At 71.2% G+C, this 25,019-nt stretch carries 17 protein-coding genes and 1 tRNA gene; 5 read left to right on the plus strand and 13 right to left on the minus strand.

Annotated features, from left to right (window positions below; genetic code table 11):
- Window positions 1–72: 72 nt before the first annotated feature.
- The gene (locus ACZ5ON_RS01565) at window positions 73–1,899 is read right to left on the minus strand and encodes a bifunctional metallophosphatase/5'-nucleotidase (RefSeq protein ID WP_465583437.1); all 1,827 of its coding nucleotides are present in this window, start codon (window positions 1,897–1,899) and stop codon (window positions 73–75) included.
- 811 nt (window positions 1,900–2,710) lie between these two features.
- Between ACZ5ON_RS01565 and pyk the strand changes: the two genes are divergently transcribed.
- Window positions 2,711–4,141 (plus strand): pyruvate kinase, encoded by a 1,431-nt coding sequence (gene pyk / locus ACZ5ON_RS01570; protein WP_465583440.1) that lies wholly within the window; start codon window positions 2,711–2,713, stop codon window positions 4,139–4,141.
- Window positions 4,142–4,193: 52 nt separating this feature from the next.
- On the opposite strand, the gene ACZ5ON_RS01575 is transcribed toward pyk, so the two are convergent.
- A complete protein-coding gene (locus ACZ5ON_RS01575) occupies window positions 4,194–4,955 on the minus strand; it encodes a transcriptional regulator (protein WP_465583443.1) in 762 nt (253 codons plus the stop codon).
- A gap of 120 nt (window positions 4,956–5,075) precedes the next feature.
- Window positions 5,076–5,148 (minus strand) — tRNA-Leu (locus tag ACZ5ON_RS01580).
- 97 nt (window positions 5,149–5,245) lie between these two features.
- Between ACZ5ON_RS01580 and ACZ5ON_RS01585 the strand changes: the two genes are divergently transcribed.
- Window positions 5,246–5,905 carry an ANTAR domain-containing response regulator gene (locus tag ACZ5ON_RS01585; protein WP_465583446.1) on the plus strand — a complete coding sequence of 220 codons (660 nt, stop codon included), beginning with the start codon at window positions 5,246–5,248 and terminating at the stop codon, window positions 5,903–5,905.
- Between the two features lie 55 nt (window positions 5,906–5,960).
- Here the strand turns inward: ACZ5ON_RS01585 and ACZ5ON_RS01590 are convergent, their stop codons facing one another.
- From ACZ5ON_RS01590 to ACZ5ON_RS01615, 6 genes are all read right to left on the minus strand, one after another.
- Entirely contained in the window at window positions 5,961–6,677 is a 717-nt protein-coding gene (locus tag ACZ5ON_RS01590; RefSeq protein WP_465583449.1) for an ABC transporter ATP-binding protein, read from the minus strand.
- Complete coding sequence (locus tag ACZ5ON_RS01595) at window positions 6,674–7,546, minus strand: ABC transporter ATP-binding protein (protein ID WP_465583453.1); 873 nt, start codon at window positions 7,544–7,546, stop codon at window positions 6,674–6,676. The genes ACZ5ON_RS01590 and ACZ5ON_RS01595 overlap by 4 nt, the downstream gene beginning before the upstream one ends.
- On the minus strand, window positions 7,543–9,342 hold the full coding sequence (locus ACZ5ON_RS01600) for a branched-chain amino acid ABC transporter permease (protein WP_465583456.1): 1,800 nt from the start codon (window positions 9,340–9,342) through the stop codon (window positions 7,543–7,545). Before ACZ5ON_RS01600 ends, ACZ5ON_RS01595 begins: the two co-directional genes overlap by 4 nt.
- 5 nt (window positions 9,343–9,347) lie before the next feature.
- Window positions 9,348–10,277 (minus strand): branched-chain amino acid ABC transporter permease, encoded by a 930-nt coding sequence (locus ACZ5ON_RS01605; RefSeq protein WP_465583459.1) that lies wholly within the window; start codon window positions 10,275–10,277, stop codon window positions 9,348–9,350.
- Between the two features lie 98 nt (window positions 10,278–10,375).
- Window positions 10,376–11,605 carry a branched-chain amino acid ABC transporter substrate-binding protein gene (locus tag ACZ5ON_RS01610; protein ID WP_465583462.1) on the minus strand — a complete coding sequence of 410 codons (1,230 nt, stop codon included), beginning with the start codon at window positions 11,603–11,605 and terminating at the stop codon, window positions 10,376–10,378.
- Window positions 11,606–12,411: 806 nt separating this feature from the next.
- Window positions 12,412–12,864 carry a PaaI family thioesterase gene (locus ACZ5ON_RS01615; protein WP_465583465.1) on the minus strand — a complete coding sequence of 151 codons (453 nt, stop codon included), beginning with the start codon at window positions 12,862–12,864 and terminating at the stop codon, window positions 12,412–12,414.
- A gap of 245 nt (window positions 12,865–13,109) precedes the next feature.
- On the opposite strand from ACZ5ON_RS01615, the gene polA reads away from it, so the two are divergent.
- The 3 genes from polA to ACZ5ON_RS01630 all read left to right on the plus strand — a co-directional run bounded on the left by polA (window position 13,110) and on the right by ACZ5ON_RS01630 (window position 17,269).
- Window positions 13,110–15,788 carry a DNA polymerase I gene (gene polA, locus ACZ5ON_RS01620; protein WP_465583959.1) on the plus strand — a complete coding sequence of 893 codons (2,679 nt, stop codon included), beginning with the start codon at window positions 13,110–13,112 and terminating at the stop codon, window positions 15,786–15,788.
- Window positions 15,789–15,888: 100 nt separating this feature from the next.
- Window positions 15,889–16,545, plus strand: a complete 657-nt coding sequence (locus tag ACZ5ON_RS01625) for a hypothetical protein (RefSeq protein ID WP_465583468.1) — start codon at window positions 15,889–15,891, stop codon at window positions 16,543–16,545.
- A 184-nt stretch (window positions 16,546–16,729) separates the two neighbouring features.
- The gene (locus ACZ5ON_RS01630) at window positions 16,730–17,269 is read left to right on the plus strand and encodes a hypothetical protein (RefSeq protein ID WP_465583471.1); all 540 of its coding nucleotides are present in this window, start codon (window positions 16,730–16,732) and stop codon (window positions 17,267–17,269) included.
- 406 nt (window positions 17,270–17,675) lie between these two features.
- Here the strand turns inward: ACZ5ON_RS01630 and ACZ5ON_RS01635 are convergent, their stop codons facing one another.
- From ACZ5ON_RS01635 to ACZ5ON_RS01650, 4 genes are all read right to left on the minus strand, one after another.
- Window positions 17,676–18,830 carry a glycosyltransferase family 4 protein gene (locus ACZ5ON_RS01635; protein ID WP_465583474.1) on the minus strand — a complete coding sequence of 385 codons (1,155 nt, stop codon included), beginning with the start codon at window positions 18,828–18,830 and terminating at the stop codon, window positions 17,676–17,678.
- A 110-nt stretch (window positions 18,831–18,940) separates the two neighbouring features.
- A complete protein-coding gene (locus ACZ5ON_RS01640; RefSeq protein ID WP_465583477.1) occupies window positions 18,941–19,078 on the minus strand; it encodes a hypothetical protein in 138 nt (45 codons plus the stop codon).
- A gap of 468 nt (window positions 19,079–19,546) precedes the next feature.
- On the minus strand, window positions 19,547–22,153 hold the full coding sequence (gene hrpB, locus ACZ5ON_RS01645; protein WP_465583480.1) for an ATP-dependent helicase HrpB: 2,607 nt from the start codon (window positions 22,151–22,153) through the stop codon (window positions 19,547–19,549).
- A gap of 264 nt (window positions 22,154–22,417) precedes the next feature.
- Window positions 22,418–24,925 carry an ArnT family glycosyltransferase gene (locus ACZ5ON_RS01650; protein ID WP_465583483.1) on the minus strand — a complete coding sequence of 836 codons (2,508 nt, stop codon included), beginning with the start codon at window positions 24,923–24,925 and terminating at the stop codon, window positions 22,418–22,420.
- Window positions 24,926–25,019 lie beyond the last annotated feature (94 nt).

Below are 25,019 nucleotides of genomic sequence, written 5' to 3' on the forward strand. Positions count from 1 at the left end.
GTGGTCGCGACGGTCGGCCGGTGCCCGGCCGCCGACACCGAAGTGCGGCAGCCGGGCACCGGCGCCGGAACCTCAGAACAGCGGGACGCCCGCGCGCACCAGACGCCAGTTGACCGCGGCGAACTGCGCCGGGTCGATCACGCCCTTGGCCTTCACCCACGCGATCATGGTGTTGCGGATCTCGTCCGAGCTGGTCCAGACCTGCTTGGCCGAGGCGACGTGCGGGAAGTTGCCGCCGCCGTTCGCCCGGTAGTTGTTCACCGCCAGTACGAACTGCGCCGCCGCGTCTATCGGCTTGCCGTCGAAGGACAGGCCCGTGATCCGCGAACCGACCGGCTTGCTGATGTCGATGTCGTACGAAACGCCGTACACCGAATCGAAGTTGTAGTCCGGAGTGTTCTGCTGGTTGGTCAGCTTGTCCAGGTCGACCGGGTCACCCGGGGCCAGCTGGGCGAAGAACTTCGCCGAGTACTCCAGGTAGTCCTTGATCTGGGCACCGGTCAGGACCCGGGCCTCCAGGGTGTTCTCGTAGATGTACAGGCCAGCCGCGTCCCGCAGCTTCACCGTACCCGCCGGAATGTGCGCGGTCCGGTTGAACGGTGCCGCCTGCGCCAGCACCGGCAGGTTCGCGTACGAGGTCTTGGCCAGCGCCGCCTTCACCGCGTCCGCCTGCACCCGACCGATCAGGTCGACGATCGGCACGTCCTTGAACCGGGCCTCGGAGATGGACAGATCGGCCTTGCAGGTGCCGATCACCTGATTGACGTACGCCACCACCTTCTTGTGCTGGGCGCCGATCAGCTTGACGATCCGCGGGTCCTCCGGGACGGTGTTGGTGTTCAGCACCCGCGAGCTCACCTTGGTGACCTGCCAGTGACCCTTGCTGAACTCCACCTCGAAGTCGAAGCAGGACAGCCGCTGCGCCCAGCAGAGCGGCTCGGACAGCACCACGGTCTTGCCGGTCTTCTTGTTGACGATCAGCCGCTGCGCCACCTCCTTGTGGGTGTGGCCCACCAGCACCGCGTCGATCCCCGGCACGGTCTCGGCCATCTCACCGGAGGCGTCCTCCGGCCAGGGCAGCTGGTCGCCGTAGGTGGTCGGCTCGTCGATGCCCGAGTGCGCGGCGACCACGACCACGTCCGCGCCCGCCGCCTTCATCCGAGGCACGTACTTCGCGGCCATCTCCACGATGCCCGGGAAGACCATCTGGCCCGAGACGTTGGCCTTGTCCCAGATCGCGATGCCGGGGTTGGTCAGACCCAGGATGCCCACCTTCAGCGGACGGCCGCGGCCCAGGTACAGCTCCCGGATCACGTACGGCGGGAAGGCCGGCTTCTCGTTCTTGGCGTGCAGGGCGTTCGCACCGAGCAGCGGGAACTCCAGCTGCTCCTCGAAGGCCCGCACCGTCGGAATGCCGTAGTTGAACTCGTGGTTGCCGAGCGCGGCGGCGTCGTAGCCGATGGCGTTCATCGCCTCGGCCATCGGGTGCTTCGGCGGCTTCTTGCCGGTGATCGGCTCCACCCGGGCGTAGTAGTAGCTGAGCTGGGTGCCCTGGATGATGTCACCCGCGTCGATCAGCAGGGTGCGGTGGTGGCCCTTCTGCGCCCGGACTCGGTTGACCAGGGTGGAGATCTTGGCCAGGCCGACGTCGTTGTGCGCCGCGTCGTCGTACTCGGCGTCGGTGAAGTAGTCCCAGTTGAGCACCCGGCCGTGCATGTCACTGGTGCCCATCACGGTGAAGCTCTCCTTCACCGGGTGCTTCGCGAGTTCCGCGGCCGAGGGCTCCTCACTCGCCGCGGCGGCCGGGCTCGCGGCGGCGAGCGGAGCACCGCCGACCAGGGCCGCGCCGGCGGCAGTGGCGGCCGAGCGGGTGACGAAGTCACGACGATTCAGGGACATGGACGACTCCAACGTGGGGCGAACGGACCGTCAACTAAGCGACGACGCGCGTAGAGAAACGCGCGTAGAAGTCTGCCGGGTAAACGGCCCGGCGAACAGACTTCCGACATGTCCAACAGGTGAGATATGCATTACTCCCGAGTAGCAACCGGCTCAACGGCCCCCTCCGGCCACCTCGGGTCAGCAGCCGGTCCACCTCCGCCGTCAGCACCGTCGCCGGATCCGCCCCGCGCGGCGCCAGCAACTCCCGCGCGCGGTCCCGCACATGGGTGTCCACCGCCGGCGGCAGCCGTCGCCGGACGATCTCCTGCGCGTTCCCGGCCCGCCCCACCGCCGCCAGCAGCCGCGGCAGATCCAGCCCGGCCGGCAGCGGCGTACGCTCCAACCGCCCCGCCAGCTCGCCGGTTCCACCGCCGCCACCAGCCCGGACGACGACTGCCGCCGATGCCCCGCGGGCGGCTCCTGGCGCCCCCCTGGACACCTGCACGGGCCGACCGGGCGTCAGCAGCGTCCCCGCCCCGTATGGCCGCCAACCCTCCCTCTGGGCCCGGCCGGTCCGGATCCCACCGGACCACCGAGGTTCCCGCCGCAGCCGGAGCGCGACCCGGCTGGACCGTGAATCGGAGGTGAACAGGCGTTCATGGAATCGAATCGACAGGTGAAGGTGCGGTGCTCAACTCCCTTTTATGTATACAGAAGTCACGAGGCATCAGATCGCTTCAGGAGTTAACCGAATCGTTCGCCAACTGCCATGCGGCAGGTGTGTCGGAACGTCGTTGTTACGCGCCGGTAATGCCTACGCTCTTGACTCATGCGCCGAGCAAAAATCGTCTGCACCCTCGGGCCCGCCACCGACTCGTACGACCAGATCAAGGCCCTGGTCGAAGCCGGTATGGACATCGCCCGGTTCAACCTCAGCCACGGCACCCAGCTGGAGCACGAAGAGCGCTACCGCCGGGTCCGCAAAGCCTCCGACGAGACGGGACGCAGCATCGGCGTCCTGGCCGACCTCCAAGGCCCGAAGATCCGGCTCGACACCTTCGCCGAAGGACCCGTACTCCTCGAACGCGGCGACGAGTTCACCATCTCCGTCGAGGACGGGGTGGTCGGCGACCGCGAGATCTGCGGCACCACCTACAAGGGCCTCGCCGCCGACGTCTCCCGCGGCGAACGCATCCTGGTGGACGACGGCCGGGTCTGCCTGGAAGTCACCCACGTGGACGGCCCGCGCGTCCACTGCATCGTCATCGAAGGCGGCCTGGTCTCCGACCACAAGGGCCTCAACCTGCCCTCGGTCGCCGTCTCCGTGCCCGCGCTCAGCGACAAGGACGTCGCCGACCTGCGCTGGGCCCTGCGGACCGGCGCCGACCTGATCGCGCTCTCCTTCGTCCGCACCGGCCACGACATCGAGGACGTCCACCGGATCATGGCCGAGGAAGGCCGCTTCCTCCCCGTCATCGCCAAGATCGAGAAGCCGCAGGCCGTCGAGAACCTCGACGCCATCGTGGACGCCTTCGACGGCATCATGGTCGCCCGCGGCGACCTCGGCGTCGAAATGCCACTGGAACAGGTGCCCATCGTCCAGAAGCGCGCCATCAGGCTCGCCAAGCGCAACGCCAAGCCGGTCATCGTCGCCACCCAGATGCTCGACTCGATGATCCACGCATCCCGGCCCACCCGCGCCGAGGCCTCCGACGTCGCCAACGCGGTCATCGACGGCACGGACGCGGTGATGCTCTCCGGCGAGACCTCGGTCGGCAAGTACCCCGTCGAGACCGTCAAGACCATGGGCCGGATCCTCGAAGCCGTCGAGAACGAGGTCCTCGCCGCCGGACTGCCCCCGCTCAGCGAACGCGGCAAGCCCCGCACCCAGGGCGGCGCCGTCGCCCGCGCCGCCGCCGAGATCGGCGACTTCCTCGGCGCCAAGTACCTCATCGCCTTCACCCAGAGCGGCGACACCGCCCGCCGGCTCACCCGCTACCGCTCGCCCATCCCCGTCCTCGCCTTCACCTACGAACCGGCCGTCCGCAGCCAACTCGCCCTCACCTGGGGCGTGGAGACCTTCCTCGGCCCCTTCGTCCCGACCACCGACGAGATGGTCGCCCAGGTCGACGCCCAACTCCTCAGCCTCGGCCGCTGCCAGCGCGGCGACATCGTCGTCATCACCGCCGGCTCACCCCCCGGGCTGGCCGGCTCCACCAACCTGGTGCGGGTGCACCACGTGGGGGAGCTGGACAACTGAAGTGGGACGTCGACGGCGGCGCGGCCCCGGGTGAGACGGGGCTGCGCCGCAGTCAGTACTTGGGGCCGATGTGCTCGTCCATCAGCGCGACGGAAGCGCGGCGGGCGATGGAGACGTTCACCGCGCCGCCCGGGCGCTTGACGGCCTTCCACTGGACGCCGACGGTATCGAGGGCGTCGGTGAAGATGCGGACGATGTCGGCCGAGGTGTTGGTGAAGAAGTAGCGCGGGTACTCGTAGCGCTTGGCCTCGCCACCGACCGTCCTGGTAGTCCAGTTGGTGATCCGGCATCCGTCGGAGTGGATCAGACCGCGCAGCAACTCCCAGGGGTGGGTGTCCACGATGCGTTGCTGCCATGGCGTCAGGGTGATACGGCGCAGGTGCTTGGGTCCGGGGCCGTGCTGGGGGAACAGGCAGGGCCAGTGCTTGCTGGTGCTGACGACGCTCGTGCAGCCCGGAGCCTGGACCCGGTTGACGCTGTTGTGCGGCATGACCGAGGCGATGGCCCGCGCGCACTGCTCGATCAGACCAGGCCAGACGTCGCCGCAGGCTATTCGGAGCGCGTGGACGCCTCGGCGGCCCTCGCTGATGCAGCCGTCGCCGAGGTAGAGGCCGAGCAGGTAGGCGTAGGCGGCTGGTGGGATTCTGTCGCCTCGAACCGGGCACTCGGCGGTCAAGCGGGGGCTAGGAGTGATGCGGGCGGTCCACTCACGTATCGCGAAGCGTGAGATTCCCGTCGAGCGGCTGACTTCGCTGAAGGTCATGCCCGAGCGGTGCAGTGCCACCGCGCGCTCGCGTGTCGCCTGGTCGTACATGCTGGCGAGGTTCGGTGCTTTGCTGGCCGCGCATACCGGAAACGCTGGAGTCTTCACTTGAAGTGATGAAGATCTCCAACACTGAGGCCCAGAATTGATGCCTTGGATTTGAAGGTAAAGTGCCCCGAGTGGGATTCGAACCCACACTGAATGGTGTTTGAGACCATCGCCTCTGCCCTTGGGCTACCGGAGCTCCACCGAATCGAAGGTGACCCCCGATCCGCCGTGACTCAAACATACCGTGTCTAGGTAGGCTCGTGCATGCAGTCCCCGCCGGAACGAGGAGCCACGTGAGCACCGCCGACGAGCAGCCCCAGGCGCTTGAGACCGACTCGCCCCAGATCACCCGAATTGTGATCGCCGAGGACGAGGCGTTGATCCGTCTCGACCTCAAGGAGATGTTGGAGGAGGAGGGCTACACCGTCGTCGGCGAGGCCGGGGACGGGGAGACGGCGGTACGGCTGGTCGAGGAGCTGAAGCCGGATCTGGCGATCCTCGATGTGAAGATGCCGGTCCTGGACGGGCTGTCGGCGGCCGAGCGGATCCACCAGAAGCACCTGGCCCCGGTGCTGATGCTGACCGCGTTCTCGCAGCGCGAGCTGGTCGACCGGGCCCGTGACGCGGGTGCGATGGCCTACATCGTGAAGCCGTTCAGCAAGAGCGACCTGGTCCCCGCGATCGAGATGGCGGTGTCCCGGCACACCGAGATGCGGGCGCTGGAGAAGGAGATCGCCGACCTCAGCCAGCGGCTGGAGACCCGCAAGCTGGTGGACCGGGCGAAGAGCGTGCTGCAGACCAAGTTCGGGCTGAACGAGCCGGCCGCGTTCCGTTGGATCCAGAAGACCTCGATGGACCGCCGGATGACCATGGCCGCGGTGGCCGAGGCCGTGATCGAGGAGGGGCAGGCGCAGGACCGCAAGAAGGCCGACGAGGCCCAGTCCGAGGGCTGAGCCGGATCCGGCGAGGGTCCGGCCGTCGAGCGACGGCCGGACCCTTCGCGTGCGTTCAGTCCTCGCCCAGGTACGCCTTGCGGACGGACTCGTCGTGCAGCAGGTCGGCGCCGGTCCCGGTGAGCACGATCCGGCCGGTCTCCATCACGTAGCCGTGGTCGGAGAGCGACAGCGCGGCCCGGGCGTTCTGCTCGACCAGCAGGATGGTCGTCCCGGCGGTCTTGAGCTCGACGATGGTGGCCGTGATCTTCTGCATCATCAGCGGGGAGAGGCCCATCGAGGGCTCGTCCAGCATCAGCAGTTTGGGGCGGGACATCAGCGCCCGTCCCATCGCGAGCATCTGCTGCTCACCGCCCGAGAGGGTCCCGGCGGCCTGCCGGCGCCGTTCGCCGAGGATCGGGAAGAGGGTGTAGGCGCGTTCCACGTCCTCGGTGACGCCGGCCGGGTCGCGGCGCAGGAAGGCGCCGAGCAGCAGGTTCTCCTCGATGGTCATCCGGGGGAAGATGTGGCGTCCCTCGGGGGAGTGGGCCAGGCCGAGCGAGACGATCCGGTGGGCGGGGACGGCGTGCAGGGCCTGCCCGTCGAAGGTGATGCTGCCGCCGGTCGGTCTGAGCAGGCCGGAGATGGTGCGCAGGGTGGTGGTCTTGCCGGCGCCGTTGGTGCCGATGAGGGTGGTGACCTCGCCCTGGTTGGCGGTGAAGCTGATCCCCTTGACGGCCTCGATCTTCCCGTAGGCGACGCGGAGGTCGTCGACCTTGAGCAGTGCGGTCACTGGTCTGCCTCCGTACGGTCGGTGCCGGTGGCCCCTTCGGTGCCGGTGGCCCCTTCGGCGCCGGTCGTGTGGTCGGCGCCGGTCGCCTGGTCGGGGCCGGTCTCGGCGGGTGGTGCGCCGAGGTAGGCGGTGATGACCCGTTCGTCGTTCTGGACGGTTTCCCGGTCGCCTTCGACGATCTTCTGGCCCTGGACCAGGACGGCGGTGCGGTCGCAGAGGTTGAAGATGAAGCGCATGTCGTGCTCGATGACCAGGACGGCGACGCCCTTGTCGCGGATCGCGAAGACCAGTTCCTCGGCGGCGCGGGTCTCCTGGGGGTTCATGCCGGCGGTGGGTTCGTCCAGCAGCAGCAGTCCGGGGTCGCTGGCCAGGGCCCGGGCGATCTCCAGTTTGCGCTGTTCGCCGTAGGGGAGGTTGCGGGAGAGGTGGTCGGCCTTGGCGGCGAGGCCGGTGAACTCCAGGAGTTCCATGGCCTTTTCGCGGCTCTCGGCCTCGGCTCGGCGGTAGCCGGGGCCGCGCAGGATGGCGGAGAAGAGTCCTTCCCTGGTGCGGGTGTGCCGGCCGACCAGGACGTTCTCCAGCACGGTCATGTTGGCGAACAGTCGGATGTTCTGGAAGGTGCGGGCGATTCCGGCCTGGGTGACCAGGTGGGGTTTGGGTGGCAGGACGCTGCCCCGGAAGGTGACGGTGCCCTCGGTCGGGACGTACAGGCCGGTGAGGCAGTTGAAGAAGGTGGTCTTTCCCGCGCCGTTGGGGCCGATCAGGCCGATGATCTCGCCCTGGCCGACGGTGAGGGAGACGTCGTTGACGGCGGTGAGGCCGCCGAAGCGCATGGTGACGCCGCTGACGTCGAGAAGGGTGTCGGTCATCGTGCCTCTGCCTTGGTGAGGGCGGTCTCGGTGGCGGCCGCCTGGACGGGGATGTCGGCCTCGTGGAACTCGAGTTGCCGCCGCCGGTTGGCGATCAGGCCTTCCGGGCGGACCCGCATCAGGACGATCAGCGCGATGCCGAAGGCGAGCAGCTGGTAGTCGGAGAGGAACTCCAGCTTCTTCGGGATGAGGAAGAGCAGGGTGGCGCCGAGCAGTGGTCCGCTGATGGTGCCCATGCCGCCGAGGATGACGGCGGCTAGCAGGAAGGCGGAGTTGGGCGGCAGGGCTTCGGCGAAGGTGTACTGGTCGGGGGTGACGGTGTAGCTGACGTGGGCCTGGACGGTGCCGGCGAGTCCGGCGAGGCAGGCGCCGAGGGCGAAGGCGAGCAGTTTGAGTCGGAAGCCGTTGATGCCCATGGCTTCGGCGGCGGTCTCGTCCTCGCGGATGGCGATCCAGGCGCGGCCGATCCGGGAGTTGCCCACCCGGGCGAAGACCAGTACGACGACGGCGGTGACCAGCAGCATCAGCAAGTAGTAGTTGGAGAAGCGGCCGAGTTGGACGCCGCCGACGGTGTGGGTGGCGCCGAAGTCGAAGCCGAGGATGTCCAGGTCGGGGATGCGCGGGATGCCGTTGGAGCCATTGGTGACCTTGGGGCCGGTGGTGCCGTTGAGGTTGTTCATGGTGATGCGGAAGATCTCGCCGAAGCCCAGGGTGACGATGGCGAGGTAGTCGCCGCGCAGGCGCAGGGTCGGGGCGCCGATCACCACGCCGAACACGATGGAGACCGCCGCGCCGGTCAGCATGGCCGCCCAGAACGGGAACTGGACGTGGATGGGGGAGGCGGGCGAGCCGGAGACCAGGGCGGCGGCGTAGGCGCCGACGCCGAGGAAGGCGACGTAGCCGAGGTCGAGCAGTCCGGCGAGGCCGACCACGATGTTGAGGCCGAGGGCGACGGTGGCGAAGATCAGGATGTTGGCGGCGACCGAGGTGTACTGGTCGCTGGTCTGGGTGAACGGGAAGCCGGCGGCGGCGGCGAAGGCGGCGCCGGTGGTCACCGGGCGGTGTTTGAGGGTGAGGGCGCGCAACCTGGCGATGAGGCCGGACTTGGTGAGTGCGGCGACGGTGAAGCCGGTCAGCAGTAGGTAGCCGGTGAAGAGTTCGCCGTAGTCGGTGTCGATGCCGTAGGTGATCGCGACCAGGCCTGCGGCGAAGGCCGCGATGATGAGCAGCACCTCGATCCAGGAGGGGAGTTCGCGGGCGGCCGGGAGTGGTCGGTCGGTGGTGGTGAGGCGTAGTGGGAGGTGGCGGGTGATGCCCCGGCCGGTGCCGTGCGGGTGGCGGTCCAGCGGGAGGCCGAGGGCGCCGAGCAGGGCGAGCAGGGCGGTGGCGCCGGCGATCCAGCCGCCGGGTTCCAGGTTGGCCAGTCCGCCGAGTTCGGTGGAGATGGCGGTCAGGGTGAACCAGGTGGTGGCGGTGGTGCCGAGGGCGGCGTAGAGGATGCCGTTGTTGCTGTCGCTGGGGCCCAGCCAGCGCAGTCCGGGCAGGCCGCGGGTGCCGACGGCGTGGGCGAGGGTGAGGAGGAGGGTGACCAGTCCGCCGGTGAGGGTGAGCCATTGGAGGCCGCCGGGGTAGCCGGTGACGGTGAGGTCGCCGGGGAAGTCGGGGGTCCAGGTCCAGGAGAGGAAGGCGGAGGCGATGGCGCCGGCGGATCCGGCGAGGGTGAGGATGCGGGCGGGGCCGGCGGCCATCGGGAGGACCGGGGTGGTCTGGACGCCGGTCGGCGGTGTGCTGCTCATGGTGGTCACGCCCTGTCCGCGACGCGCTCGCCGAGCAGCCCCTGGGGCCGGACGAGCAGCACGACGATGAGGAGTACGAAGGCCCAGACGTCCTTCCAGGCGCCGCCGCCGAACAGGTGCATTCCGGGCAGGTGTTGGACGTAGGCGGTGGCGAGTCCTTCGGCGAGGCCGAGGACGATGCCGCCGACCATGGCGCCGTAGATGTTGCCGATGCCGCCGAGGACGGCGGCGGTGAAGGCCTTGAGGCCGAGGATGAAGCCCATCCGGAAGTCGACCTGGCCGGTGCGCAGTCCGTAGGCGACGGCGGCGACGGCGGCGAAGGCGGCGCCGATGGCGAAGGCCATGACGATGATCCGGTCGGTGTCGATGCCCATCAGCTTGGCGGTGTCGGGGTCCTGGCTGGTGGCTTGCATGGCGCGGCCGGAGCGGGTGCGGGTGACGAACCAGCCGAGGATGAGCATGCAGATCGGGGCGGCGGCGATCAGGAAGAGGTCGCTGCGCTGGATGGTGGTGCCGAGGATCTGGAGCGGGTCGCCGGGGATCCTGGGGAAGACCCGGGCCTTCTTGGCGTTGGGGTAGAAGGAGAAGACGAGCTGCTGGAGGACGATGGACAGGCCGATGGCGGTGATCAGCGGGGCGAGCCTGGGGGCGCCGCGCAGCGGCCGGTAGGCGAAGCGTTCGGCGGCGACGGCGACCAGGGTGGAGACGAGGATCCCGGCGAGGAGCATGAGTGGGATGGCGAGCCAGAGGGTGGTGCCGCCGGGCAGGGCGAGGTAGGCGGTGAGGGCGCCGAAGCCGCCGACCATGAAGATCTCGCCGTGGGCGAAGTTGATGAGCTGGACGATGCCGTAGACCATCGTGTAGCCGATCGCGATGAGTCCGTAGAGGGCTCCCAGGATCAGGCCGTTGGCCAGCTGCTGCGGTAGTTCGTGCACCGCTCGGCCTCCGTAGTGCGTGGTGAACGCGGGCTGGGTGTGGCCGCGCGGGGGCGGATCGGCGCCCCGCGCGGGTGGTTCGGGGCCTGGTTTCCCGGTCAGTCGGTGAAGGTGCCGGAGGTCTCCACCGCCCACTTGCCGCCGTCGACCTTGTAGACGGTGAGCTGCTTGTTGGTGGTGTCGCCGTACTCGTCGAAGGAGACCTTGCCGGTGACCCCGTTGAAGCTGACCTTCTGGACGGCGTCGACGACCTTGGTGCGGGCGTCGTCGGGCAGCTTGCCGTTGTTGGCGGCGGCGACGGCCTTGACGCCCTGGATGATGGCCCAGGCGCTGTCGTAGGAGTAGCCGCCGTAGGTCTCGTACGGGTCCTTGTAGCCGGCGGCGGCGTACTCGGCGACGAACTTGGCGGCGGAGGGCAGCTTTTCGACGGAGAGGCCGACGGCGGTGGCCAGGTCGCCCTGGCTCTTGGGGTTGAGCTTGATGTACTCGGCGCTCTGCATGCCGTCGCCGCCCATCAGCGGGACGGTGACGCCGGCGTTCTTGAGCTGGAGCGAGAGCGGGCCGGCGGCGGGGTACTCGCCGCCGTAGTAGACGGCGTCGGCGCCGGAGCTCTTGACCTTGGTGACGATGGCGCTGAAGTCGCGGTCGTCGGGGTTGACGTGCTCCTCGCCGACGATGGTGCCGCCGAGTTTGGTGAACTCGCCCTTGAAGGTGGCGGCGAGGCCGGCGCCGTAGGTCTTCTGGTCGTCGATCAGGAAGACCTTGCTCTTCTTGGCGTCGTTGTGCAGGTAGCGGGCGGCGAACGGGCCCTGGACGGCGTCGGTGGTGGCGGTGCGGAAGTAGCTCTTGAACGGGCGGACCTTGGTGCCGCTGGCCCACTTCTCGCCCTGGGTGAGTGCGACGCCGGTGTTGGCGGGGGAGACCTCGACCAGGTTGGCGTCGTTGAAGATCTGCTGCATCGACTGCGCGACGCTGGAGTTGAGCGGTCCGACGACGCCCAGGACCTTCTTGTCGGCGACCAGCTGGGTGGCGTTCTGCTGGCCGGGTGCGGGTTTGGCGGTGTCGTCCAGGGCCTCGATCTCGAACTTGACGCCGGGGACCTCGTCGGTGCTGTTGGCGGTCTTGATCGCGAGGTCGACGGAGTTCTTGATGCCGAGGCCGAGGGCGGAGAGGTCGCCGGTGAGCGGGGCGTCGACGCCGATGACGACGGTGGTGCCGCTCGCGGCGCTGCCCGAGCCGCCCTTGTCGTGGTTGCGTGAGCCGCAGGCCGTGACGGTGAGTGCTCCCACGACTGCGATGCTCGCGACGAGCATTGAACGATGACGCACGAGGGTTCCCTTTCTGCGGAGGGCACCCGCCCGAACGTGCGGCGGGGGCGCCAGGGCGCGCACTGAGGCCAGGCCCGATCCGTCGGCGCGGTGACTGGGCGTGACTCTAGAGCGCGTTCGACGGCTCGGGCAGGGGGCCGGACAGGCTGTGATTCTCTTGTTATCGGAATCAGTCGTGGCGTTCCGACATTTCGATCTTTCCCATTTGACGGGACGTCGCTGGTCGGGGCGCTGGGCGCGGCCGCCATTGCGGCTCGCGGCATGAAGGTCGCTGGGTGAAGCGGGAGTTCGGAATGTGGACAGCGGAATCCGGTTCGCCGTGACCGGTCGGCCGTGTCCGAATATCGGAACACAGTTAGGCCGAATTGCGGACCTCGGGGTCGTTTGCGGCGGGGGTGCAATAGGAAAACCGGGGCAAAGTCAGGATTTCACGTTCATTACTCAGTGTTACATCGAAGGATGTGCGTCCGGATCGACACGGAGAGCTGACGGCGAGTCAAGTCGACTGAGCGGCCCGGTCGAAGCCCTCGCGGCCCTTGATTCAGGCGGAGGCTGCCCGGCCGGTGTGCGACTCAAACAGGAGTGCGGCCCGGGACTTGTGGGGCGTGCGGAACGCACGAGGCGGGCGGGGCCGGGGAGTTGGGGCCGCCGGGGAGGCCGGGCCGGCCGCGGGGGAGCGGCGCTCCGCCGGGCCGGCCATGGGGGAGGGGCGGAGCCCGGTGGGGGTGGTGCGGGACGGCGAAGGGGCGCGGTTTCCCGCGCCCCTGACGGCCGCTGCCCGGCCGCCGGAGCCGGCCGGAGGTCGCTCAGAGATCCCTGAGCATGCAGGTGAGCCGGCAGCTGGTGATCCGCTTGCCGGTGTCGTCGGTGATGGCGATCTCGTAGGTCGCGGCGGTGCGGCCCTTGAAGACGGCGGTGGCCACGCCGGTCACCAGGCCCGAGGTGGCCGAGCGGTGGTGGGTGGCGTTGAGGTCGACGCCGACCGCGTAGCGGCCGGGGCCGGCGTGCAGCATGGCGCCGATCGAGCCGAGCGTCTCGGCCAGTGCGGCCGAGGCGCCGCCGTGCAGCAGCCCGTACGGCTGCTGGTTGCCCTCGACCGGCATGGTGCCGACCACCCGGTCGCCGGACGCCTCCACGATCCGGATGCCGAGCCGGTCGCCGAGGTGGCCGCCGGTGAAGGTGGACGCGTCGATGCCCAGCTTCGCGAAGTGGTCGAGGACGTCCTGCGGGACTTTGAGAACCGGTGCCGCGTCGGTCATGGTGCTCCTGCCGTTCGAGGTTCACATCGTTGTGCATCGTGGGCCCTGCTGACTGTGATCGTACGACCGGCGCGTCGCGGGGGGTGGGGGGTGGGCTGCCGGTGCGCGTGCTCGCGGGCGTTGTCGGCGGCGGGCCATAGGATCGGTGGCGAGAAGTGGAACCGGCAGGAACGGACGTTGACGTGGCTACGCAGAGTGCAGGCAAGAGTGCGTCGGATGGTGCCGCGGGGTCCCGCCCCCGGCTGATGCTGCTCGACGGGCATTCGATGGCGTACCGGGCGTGGTACGCCCTGCCCGTGGAGAACTTCAACACCTCCACCGGCCAGTCCACCAACGCGGTGTACGGCTTCGCCTCGATGCTCGCCAACACCGTGCGGGACGAGCAGCCGACCCACCTCGCGGTCGCCTTCGACCTCTCCCGGAACACCTTCCGCTCCCAGGAGTTCCCCGACTACAAGGCCAACCGGGCCAAGACGCCGGACGAGTTCAGGAGCCAGATCGGCCTGATCCACGAACTGCTCGACGCCATGAGGATCTCCCGGATGTCGGTGGAGGGCTTCGAGGCGGACGACATCATCGCCACCCTGGCCACCGCCGCCGCGGCCGAGGGCTTCGAGGTGCTGATCGTCACCGGCGACCGCGACTCGCTCCAGCTGGTCAGTGAGCACGTCACCGTGCTGTACCCGACCAAGGGCGTCTCCGAGCTCACCCGCTTCACTCCGGAGAAGGTCGCCGAGAAGTACGGCGTGCGGCCCGACCAGTACCCGGACCTGGCCGCGCTGCGCGGCGACCCGTCCGACAACCTGCCCGGCATCCCCGGCGTCGGTGAGAAGACCGCCGCGAAGTGGGTCAACCAGTTCGGCTCCTTCGACGAGTTGGTCGCCCGCGCCGACGAGGTCAAGGGCAAGATCGGCGAGAAGCTGCGCGAGCACCTCGACTCGGTCAAGCGCAACCGGATCCTCACCGAGCTGGTCCGGGACGTCGAACTCCCGCTCGGCATCGCCGACCTGGCGCGTACGCCGTTCGACAAGGCGGCGGTCGGCCAGATCCTGGAGGCGCTGGAGTTCCGCAACCCCAACTTCCGCGACCGCGTCCACGGCGTCGACCCGGGCGGCGCCGAGGAGGCCACCGAGCTCGCCGCCGTCCCCGCTGTCGCCGTCGAGGGCGAACTGCTCACCGAGCCGGGCTCCCTGGCCGCCTGGCTGGCGGCGCACGAGGAGAGCCGGGTCGCCGTCGCCGCCGACTACGAGTGGGCGCTCGGCACCGGCGGGGTGCGGGAGGTCGCGCTGGCGGCCGGAGAGGATGCGGCCTGGTTCGACCCGGCCGAGCTCGCCGAGGCCGACGAGCGCGCCTTCGCCGGCTGGCTCGCCGACGCCACCCGCCCCAAGGCCCTGCACATCGCCAAGCAGGTGATGCGCGCCTTCGCCGAGCACGGCTGGCAGATCGCCGGGGTGGCCGCCGACACCGCGCTCGCCGCCTACCTCGACAAGCCGGGCCGCCGCACCTTCACCCTCGACGTGCTCGCCGAGGAGTACCTGGCCCGCTCGCTCGCGCCCGCCGCCGCCGCGGAGAGCGGCCAGCTCTCCTTCGACACCCCCGAGCACGACCCCACCGCCGGTGCCCAGACGCTGATGACCCAGGCCTGCGCCGTGCTGGACCTCGCGGCGTACTTCGACACCAGGCTCGCCCAGGTCGGCGCCGACAAGCTGATGCACGAGATGGAGCTGCCCATCGCCGAGCTGCTGGCCCGGATGGAGCGCACCGGTATCGCCGCCGACCGCGCATGGCTGACCACCATCGAGTCCCAGTTCGCCGCCGAGATCCAGCGCTGCGTGGAGGAGGCGCACGCCGCCGCCGGGCACCCGTTCAACCTTGGCTCGCCCAAGCAGCTCCAGGAGATCCTCTTCGGCGAGCTGGGCCTGCCCAAGACCAAGAAGATCAAGACCGGCTACACCACCGACGCCGACGCGCTGACCTGGCTGGCCACCCAGACCACCAACGAGCTGCCGGTCATCCTGCTGCGCCACCGCGACCAGGCCAAGCTGCGCACCACGGTGGAGGGCCTGCTCAAGACGGTCTCCCCGCAGGGCCGGATCCACACCACCTTCAACCAGATGGTCGCCGCCACCGGCCGCCTCTCCTCGCAGGACCCGAACCTGCAGAACATCCCGGTCCGCACCGAGGAGGGCCGGATGATCCGCCGCGCCTTCGTGGTCGGCGAGGGCTACGAGGCGCTGCTCACCGCCGACTACTCGCAGATCGAGCTGCGCATCATGGCCCACCTCTCCGAGGACGAGGCCCTGATCGAGGCCTTCGCCAGCGGCGAGGACCTGCACACCACGGTCGCCTCCCAGGTCTTCGAGGTCGCCCCCGGCGCGGTGGACGCAGAGATGCGCCGCAAGATCAAGGCGATGTCGTACGGACTCGCGTACGGGCTGTCCGCGTACGGGCTCTCCCAGCAGCTCGGCATCAAGCCCGCCGAGGCCCAGGGCCTGATGGACACCTACTTCGAGCGCTTCGGCGGTGTCCGCGACTACCTGCGCCGGGTGGTCGAGGAGGCCCGCGCCACCGGTTACACCGAGACCCTGCTCGGCCGCCGCCGCTACCTGCCCGACCTCACCAGCGACAACCGCCAGCGCCGCGAGATGGCCGAGCGGATGGCCCTCAACGCCCCGATCCAGGGCTCGGCCGCCGACATCGTCAAGATCGCGATGCTCCGGGTCGACGAGCAACTGCGCCAGGCCGGGCTGCGCACCCGGATGCTGCTCCAGGTGCACGACGAGATCGTGCTGGAGCTGGCCCCGGGCGAGCACGAGCAGGCCGAGAAGATCGTCCGCGAGCAGATGGCGGGAGCGTACCCGCTGCGCGCCCCGCTCGACGTCTCGGTCGGCGTCGGCGCCAACTGGGAGACGGCGGCGCACTGATCCCCGCTCGGCGGCGGGCGGCCGGGGCCGGCCGCCCGCCGTCCGACGGTGTGTCAGCACTCCCCTTGCGCGGCGGTTCCCCGGCGGGGACGCTGGGGGTATGGGTGCTGACAGCATGCTGGAGCGCGGCCCCGACTCGACCGCCCTGGTGTTCCGCAGCGGCGGCGGTACTCGTGGCTTCGCGCGCCACCAGGTGCTGCGCAGCGGTGGGCCGGCGCTGCTGAGTCTGCTGCTGCTGGTCCCGGCCGTGGTGCCGGTGGCCGCGGTGCTGCTGGCGCTCGGCACCGGCAAAACGCTCGCACTGTCGATCGCCGCCGTGCTGGTGGCCGCCGGGGTGGCGGTCGTGTGGGTGCGCACCGCGCGGGAGGTGCTGCGGCAGCTCCGCCGAGTGGAGTTCGCCCCGGCCGAGGCCCCCTCCGCGGTGCGGTTCGTGCGCGCGGGCGAGCCCGGCGGCTGGCTGCCGATCGCCGAGTTGGCGCGGATCGTGCTGGTTCAGTGGACCGTCCTGCCGTACCCCGGTGACCGGCGGCCGGCCGGCGGTTTCTTCACCGTCCGGCTGGTCATGCGGTACGGAGTGGAGAACCCGCATCTGGTCCGGCACCGGCCGGACTCGCGGTGTCTGGCCAGGACGCTGAAGGATCTGCTCGCCGGGAGTGGTGTCCCGGTGGAGCTGGAGACCCGGCAGGTGGTGCGCCGACGGCCGCGGCCGGGCGGCTGGGTGGGGGGCGGTTCGGCCTCGACGAACTCGGGTGCGTGAGGAGACGTCAGTCGGCCCCAGCGGCGTGGTTCGACTACCAATGCTTGGTGAAAGCATTCCTGATCGAACATCAGATATTCACTATGTGAGATCTACTCGCATAGACCCGGCTCTGCTGTCATGGGTTGGGCCCTGCGTTTGAAAGGGGCCCATCAATCGACTCCCTCCCCACAGGAGAGCCCCCATGTCCAGCGCCCGGAGACTGTCCGCGCTCGCCCTCGCCCTCGCGACCACCGGCCTGGTGTTCGGTGCCGGTGCCGCCAACGCCGCGGCTCGGCCGGTCACCCCCACCTGCAGCCAGGCCCAGCTGCCGCTCCCCGACTCGCGGTGTCAGCCCGGAGCCGTCAACCCGGCCGTCACCCAGGCCAACATCGACTCCACCATCTGCACTCCCGGCTACACCGCCACGGTCCGCCCGCCGACTTCGTACACCAACCCGCTGAAGATCAAGCAGATCACCCAGTACGGCTTCCGGGACACCAACACCTCCGACTACGAGGAGGACCACCTGATAGCCCTGGAGATCGGCGGCAACCCCACCAGCCCGCAGAACCTGTGGCCCGAGCCCCGCTACGCGGTCAACGGCAAGACGGCCGGCGGCAAGGACACGGTGGAGAACAAGCTCCACAAGGCGGTCTGCGCGCACCAGGTCGGGCTGGTGGCCGCCCAGCGTGCCATCGCCACCAACTGGACCACCGCACTGTCGGTCCTCGGCCTGCAGTGACGCGGCGCCGACCGGCGCTGAGCGGTACGGGCCGGTGCTGAGCGGTACGCGCCGGTAGTGAACCGACGGGTCGGTGGTGACCGGCACGGGCCGGCGCTGACCCGACCGGACCGGCACCGTCCTGCGCTGACCCGACCGGGCCCGACCGGGCCGGCACCGGCCTGCGCCGCCGGCCCCGGAGCGCGGGTGCGGCGGCGCGGGTGCGGTCCTGGGCGCGTGCGCCGGTAGCGGGACGGTCACTGCGGTCGGGACTCCGGTCATCGAATGGTGTCCGAACTTCCTGGCCGGTTGCGGTGGTTGGCGGCGCGGAGGTGGTCGGCCGGTCGCACCCGGCGGCACGGTGCCTCACGCCTTGCGGCGCTGCCTGCCGGAGGGCGTGAGGATCGGACGGCCGTGCGGTTCCCGCTCACCGCTCCCGGTGTGCGGCGGTGAGGCTGTGTTCGGGTGAGAGCAGCTCGATCAGATGGCGGGCGGAGGCGTCCCAGGACCAGGTCTGCTGGACCCAGCTGCGGCCCCGGGCGCCGATCGCCGCGCGCTCGGGGTCGAGCAGCAGCTCGGTCAGTGCCCGGGCGACGGCCGCCGGATCCGTCCCGTCCACCACCCGACCGGTCCGGCCGTCGAGCACGGTGTCGGGAGCGCCGCCCGAGTCGCCCACGACCACCGGCAGACCGCTCGCGGCGGCCTCCAGGAAGACGATCCCCAGGCCCTCGGCCTCCAGGCCGCCTTTGCGGGTGCGGCACGGCATGGCGAAGACGTCGGCGGCGGCGTAGTACGGCGGTGTCTCGGCGTGCGACCTGCCGCCGGCGAAGTGCACCGACCCGGGCGCGGTGTGACGCTGCGCGAGCTTGCGCAGCCGGGCCTCGTCGGGGCCCTGGCCGACCACGAGCAGGACGGCGTCCGGTGCGGCGCGACGGACCAGCGGAAGTGCCCGGATCAGCACGTCCTGGCCCTTGCGGGGCACCAGGCGGGCCACACAGAGGACCACCTGCCTTTGCTGCAAGCCGAGTTGGGTTCGGAGGGCGAGGCCGGCGCCGGCGTCCGGCCGGTACACCTCGGCGTCGACGCCCGGCACCAATCGGCTGAGCCGGGCCCGGGGGCCGAGAGCGGGCTCGATCCGGCTGCGGGTGTACTGGCCGAGGTAGGTGACGAGGTCGACACCGTCGCCGATCCGGCGCATCAGCCGGCGGGCGCCGGGCGTCCTGGCCCACCAGATCTCGTGGCCGTGCGTGGTGGCCACGGTGCGCCGGACACCGCTGCGGTGCAGGGCCGGTGCCATCAGGGCGAGCGGTGCGGCGGCCCCGAACCAGACCCGGTCGCAGCCGTGGGCCCGGGCGATCTCGACCGCGCGCCGGGTCGCCCGCCCGGTCGGCAGCAACATCCGGGCGGGGTCCCGGATGACCGGGAACGGGAGGGTCGCGTCGAAGGCTGCGCCGCCCGGCTCGTGCGAGGTGTAGACGACGACCTCGTCGGCCGGCATGCGGGTGGCCATGGCGTGCACGAAGGTCTCGATGCCGCCCTGCCGGGGCGGGAAGTCGTTGGTGATGACGAGGGTGGAGCCCATGGCGGGGTGTCAGGCCCTTCGGGTGGTGGGAGGCGGTCGGGCAGCTGGAAACGACCAGGTGGAGGGGAGGGTGGGTGCCCGGGAAGCGGCTGGGCGGGTGGGTTCGGCGGTCAGGAGGTGAAGAGGTGGTTGCGGCAGTCGTCGGTGACCTTCCGCACCGGCTCCCAACCCCCGCGCTGCCAGCGGGACATGCCGTAGCCGAGGCCGGTCGGGTGGTGGAGACCAAGGGTGACCTTCCAGGTGCTCAAGCTGCCCACGCCGCGGCTGCGGTTCGGCGGGCGGTTCGGAGTGCGGCGCGTGCGGACGCCGGGAGTTGACGCTAGGCGTGGCCGTGGTCGGACGCGTCAGCCCGCGCATTGACATCGCGTCAATCGTTGGCACACCCGGTCACGACGTCATCCCGGTGATGTACGGCCGAGGGGTCCTGGACGCACAACTGATGTCGGATCAGCCGTGAGTGGAGCGCGGGGATGTCCGGTCGCACTCATGACTAGTGCGCGGGGCGGGGAGTCGCCGGCACCGTCGCGCGGCGCCGGTTCGTTGACTTCGATCACCTGGCCAACGGTGCCGTGAGCCGCCCGGGCGGCGCATCGGACCGTCGGTGGCAATGGCGGCAGCACCGACAGCCCGTGGGTTTACACCCACGGGCTGATGTCCGCTTGAGCGAGGAGATCTGTCGGTCGCGCAGTTGGCCGGTGCTCCCCGCCGTACCGCCGCTACCGCTCGCTCGGGTTCTCCGGCCAGGCGTGGCGGGGGTAGCGGCCGCGCAGTTCGGCGCGGACGGCGCGGTATCCCTCGCGCCAGAACGAGGCGAGGTCGCCGGTGACGGCGGCCGGGCGGCCGGCCGGAGAGAGCAGGTGGACCGTCAGCGGCACCCGGCCGTCGACCAGTTCGGGTGCGGCCTGCCAGCCGAAGAAATCCTGCAACTTCGCTGCCAGCACCGGGCGTTCGGTCGAGTAGTCCACCCTGATCCGGGCACCGCTCGGAACGGTGATCCGTTCGGGTGCCAGTTCGTCCAGCCGACCGGCCTCTCCGGTGGCCCAGGGCAGCAGCCGCTGGAGTGCGGTGGCGGTGTCGATCCGTTCCAGGTCGGCCCGGCGGCGGGCGCGGGAGAGCTCGGGCTCCAGCCAGTCCTCGGCAGCCGCCAGCAGTCCCCGGTCGCTGACGTCCGGCCAGGGCGCGCCGAGCACGCGGTGCAGCAGGGCCAGCCGCTGTCGCAGCGCCACCGCCTTGGGCGACCAGTCCAGCAGTGCGTCCACCCCCTCGCGGGTCAGCCCCTCCAGCAGGGCCGTCCGTAGCAGCCCGGGGTCCGGATCCGACAGCGGTAGAGCGGTGAGCTCGATCGCCCCCAACTCCTCGACCCGGCGTGCGGCGACGTCCCCGCGCCGTCCGCCCGGCGGCACCACCCAGCGCACCTCGGTGCGCTCCGACAGCAGCGAGGCACCGGCCAGCCGGGCCGTCCCCTCGTCCAGTACCACCGCGCGCTGGACTCGCGCCGAGGGCGAGCCGGCAGGTCGGTCCGCGACCGCCACCGCCAGCCAGCGCGCCCCGGCGAGCGCCGAACCGGCCGCGGTCTCGGCCGCCGTGCCGGAGGCCATCAGGTAGGGGCCGTCCGTGGACCGCGCCCGCGCGATCCGCTCGGGGTAAGCGAGCGCGACCACCAGCCCGGCGGCGACGGCATCGGACGGGCCCGCGGCCCCGCTCCCGGAGCGGCCGGTGCCGCCGGGCGAGGCGGAGGCGTTCGTGGTGCCGGACCTGTCGGCGCTCCCCGTAAGCCGGTCGGCGCGGTCCGGGAGCCGGTCGGCGGTGGGCGAGGCGGCGCGGTGCAGGCGGCGGACCTCCTGCTGCCACCGGGAGGCGTAGGCGTCCCGGGCTCCACGCACCGTGCGCCAGACGGTCAGCAGGTCGTCGCCCAGTGCGCGCGGGGGCTCCTCGGAGAGCAGGGCGACCAGTTCCGCCGCGCGGCGTCCGCCGACCACACCGGTACCGTCCAGCAGAGCGCGGCCGAGCCGGGGGTGCAGGCCGGTGCGGGCGATCCGGATCCCGCGTTCGGTGGCCCGCCCGTTCCCGTCCACCGCGCCGAGCGCGGACAGCGTCTGGCGCGCCGCGGCCAGCGCGCCGGTGGGCGGGGAGTCGGGCAGCGCGAGGCCGCGGGCGTCCGGATCGCCCCAGCAGGCGGCCTGCAGCGCGAACCCGGTCAGGTCGGCGAGCGCGATCTCGGGTGTGGGGAAGCGCGGCGCCCGCGCGTCCTCGACCTCCGCCCAGCAGCGGTAGACCGCGCCGGGGGCCTCGCGCCCGGCGCGCCCCGCGCGCTGCCGGCCCGCCGCCAGCGAGGCCCGTACGGTGACCAGGCCGGACAGCCCGCGCGCATGGTCGGTACGCGGCTCCCGCGCCAACCCGCAGTCGACCACCACCCGGACTCCAGGGACGGTCAGCGAGGACTCGGCGACCGAGGTGGCCAGAATGACCCGGCGCCGGTCGCCGACCGACAGCGCCGCGTCCTGCACCGACTGCGGCGCCTGCCCGTGCAGTTGCAGGAGCTCGGCATCGACCGTACCGGCGAGCATCCCGGCGACCCGGGCGATCTCGCCGACGCCGGGCAGGAAGCAGAGCAGGTCACCGGAGCGCTCGCCGAGCGCCCGGCGGACGGTCGCGGCGACGTGGTCGAGCAGCGCCGGATCGGTACGGATCCCGTGCGGAGGGCGCACGGCCCGCGGCGGGGGCGCCCAGACCACCTCGACGGGGTACGAGACGCCGTGCGCCTCCACCACCGGGGCGGGCCCTTCCTCACCGCCGAGCAATCCGGCCCAGGCGGCGGTGTCCGAAGTCGCCGAGGCGCAAACCAGCCGCAGTTCCGGGCGGAGCGCGGCCCGGACGTCCAGCAGGAAGGCGAGTGCGGTGTCCGCGTCCAGGTGCCGCTCGTGGCACTCGTCCAGGACGACCGTGTCCACACCGCCCAACTCGGGGTCGCGCTGGAGCCGTTGCAGCAGAACACCGGTGGTGACCACCTCGACCACGGTGTCCGGGCCGGTCTTCCGCTCGCCCCGGACGGTGTACCCCACCCGGCGACCCACGCTCTCGCCGAGCAGCCAGGCCATCCGGCGGGCCGCCGCCCGAACCGCCAGCCTGCGCGGCTCGGCCACCAGCACACGCCGCACCGGCTCGGGGGCGCCCTCGACCAACCCGGCCAGGGCGAGCGGCACCAGGGTGGTCTTCCCGGTGCCGGGCGGTGCCGAGAGAACGGCCGTGCCGCGCGCCTCCAGGGCCTGCCGCAGTGGTGCGACGGCGGTGCGGACGGGGAGTTCGAGCCAGGCGGGGTTCACGTGCAGCAGTATGTGCGAAGTACGGCGCGGGGTGTGCACGTGCAGCGGCGCGGGGCTTCATACGGGCCGTGCGCGTGCAGCGGCAGGGGAGTGCGTGTGGGTGTGCACGTGCAGCGGCGCGGGACTTCGCGAGGGTAGGTCGCACGTGCGCGGCCTTGGGTGGACTGCCGCGTCAGCCTGGAAACGCCAGGGGCGCGGGAAGCCGCACGAGCGAGGTACCGTACCTGGTTCCTCGCGCGGTTCCCGCGCCCCTGGGGAGACCCGTCAGTGAGCGGGTCGGCAGGTGTAGAGCTGCTGGGGCCCCTGAGCGGTGGCGCCGTACTCACCGGGGGGCACCACGGTGCAGGCGGTGCGGACCCAGGACTGGATCTGCGCCGTCGCCGGGTTGGCCGAGCCGCCCATGCCGCCCATGCCACCCATGCCGCCCATGCCGCCCTCGCCACCCATGCCGCCCTCGCCGGCGAGCAGGACGTATCGCAGCTGACCCGAGTCGACGAACTGTTGGAACTGCGACAGGCTCGGCGCCGGCGCCGAGCCGCTGAAGCCTCCCATCGGCAGTACTTCGGCGCCGGTGGCGAGGATGAACGGCGAGGCACTGCTCCAGTTGGTGGTGGCGAGCAGGTAGCGGGCACCGTCCCGATGGGCCTGGAGGTAGTCGAACAGGGCCTGCTGCGGAGCGCTCAGGTGCTCCGAGGAACCGCCGAAGCCACCGCCGAAACCGCCGCCCTGGCCGCCGCCGAACCTGGCCTGCTCGGCCTGCATGAGTCGGGCGAACTCAGAGGACGTCGCCGAGCGGCGGTTGCCGCTGCCGTTGCCGCTGCCGCCGCCGTGGCCGCCGCCGACCGGGCCGACGGTGCCCATGCCCGAGTTGCCGTACTTCGAGTCCAGGACCGAGGACGCCCAGGCGCTCGGTGCGACCAGCACGGCCGCGATGCCCGTCAGCGCACCGGCCAGTGCGAGCCGCCGCCCGAAGAGCCCGGCGAACCGTTCGCCGCCGCCGGCGCCCGTTCGGGCCAGTCCCAGCAGGACCAGGGCCAGCAGGCCCAGGGCAATCGCGGTCGGTGCCAGCCACGGCAGGAAGGTCGGGTACATCCAGGCCAGGTAGGCGCACCAGGCGACCGTGCTCGCGATCGCCACCGGCAGCGCCCAGGCCCGGCGTCCGCCGTCACGGAACGCCCGCCACATCAGCAGCAGTCCGGTGCCGCTCAGCGCGGCGAGCGGAGCCGCGATCACACCCATGTAGTAGCTGTGACCGCCGACGCTGCCCGCGCTGAAGACCAGGAAGAAGACCGTCAGCCAGGTACCCCACAGCACGAACCCGGCCCGCCGTACGTCGGTGCGCGGCGCGCGTCGCCGCCAGACCAGGCCGCAGACCAGCGAGACCAGTGCCAGCGGATAGAACCAGCCGGTCTGCGGCGCGAACTGCGAGTTGAACATCTTGGTCCAGCCGCCGTCGCTCATACCGCCCCCGCCGCCACCTCCTGCCGCGGCCCAGAACGCCCCGGCGCCCGCCCCGGCGCCGGCCATGCCGGTCGCACCGGCCCCGCCGCCACCCGGGGTCTCCGTCCGCCAACCGCCGTGGCCCGCCGCCCCGGCGTCACCGCGAGCACCCGGCATACCCGGCGCATCCGAGGCACCCGGCATACCCGGGGCACCCGCAGCGCCCGGGGTACCCGCAGCGCCCGGGGCACCGCCAGCGCCCGGGGTACCCGCAGCCCCCGAGTGACCGGCGTCGAAGCCCGCCCCGAACCCCGAGCCACCCGCGCCGGAGCCGGCCTGACCACCGCCGTGACCACCTGCGCCACGGCCACCCGCGCCATAGCCACCACCGTGGCCGCCGCCCCCGTGGTTGCCGCCGCCCCCGCCGCCGCGGACCGCCTGGACGCTTCCGGTCTGCGAGGCCGAGAGGCCCACGGACGAGAAACGGTTCAGGAAGTTGTAACCGACCACCATGCTGAAGGCCGAGTTGTCGGTCGTGCCGTCGACGAACGGACGGTCCTCGGCCGGAGTGAGTGTGACGGCCAGCATCCAGGAGGCCGAGACCGCGACCGTCACCAGACCCGCCAGCGCCACATGGCCGAACCGCCGCCGCAGCGTGACCGGCGCCGAGACCAGGTACACCGCGGCCAGTGCGGGCAGCACCGCCCACGCCTCCAGCATCTTGGTCTGGAACGCCAGCCCGACCCAGACTCCGGCGAGCAGCAGCGGCCGCAGCCGGCCCGACTGCGCGGCCCGCTGCGCCGCGTCGGCCGCCAGCAGGAGCAGCAGTGTGAACGCGGCGTCCTCGACCGCCGTACGGAACAGCCCGGCGGCCACCGGCGTCAGGGTGAAGGCGGCCGCCGCGAGCAACCCGGCGTTGGCCCCGGCCCACCGCCGCACCACCCGGTACATCACCAGCACGGCCAGCACGCCCTCGATCACCTGCGGCAGGGTGAGCGCCCACGGGTGGAACCCGAAGAGCCGCGCCGCCAGCGCCTGCGGCCAGAGGAATCCGGGCAGCTTGTCGAGCGTGATGGTGTTCGCCGGGTCGAAGGAGCCGAAGAAGAACGCCTTCCAGCTCTCGGTCATGCTGCGCACGGCGTCGGCGTAGAAGGCGTGGTACTGGCTGTGGTTGATGTTCCAGGCGTACAGCACCGCGGCGACGGCCGCGATCCCCAGCAGCGCGGGCCGGGCGTATCCGGGCTGGCCGTCAGGGGACTTCCACGGGACCCTGCGGCCGCCCGGCGGGGCGGCCGCGGTCCGGAGAGGTGCGGTGAGCAGATCGGTAGCCATATGCGGCACGATCTGCTGCCCGCATGAGAGTTTCCTTGGAGAGTTCTCCAGGTTTGGTCATGTTTCTCTCCAGAGCGTCTCTTCGCGGGGCGCC

This window comes from Kitasatospora sp. NPDC032150, from assembly GCF_055579945.1.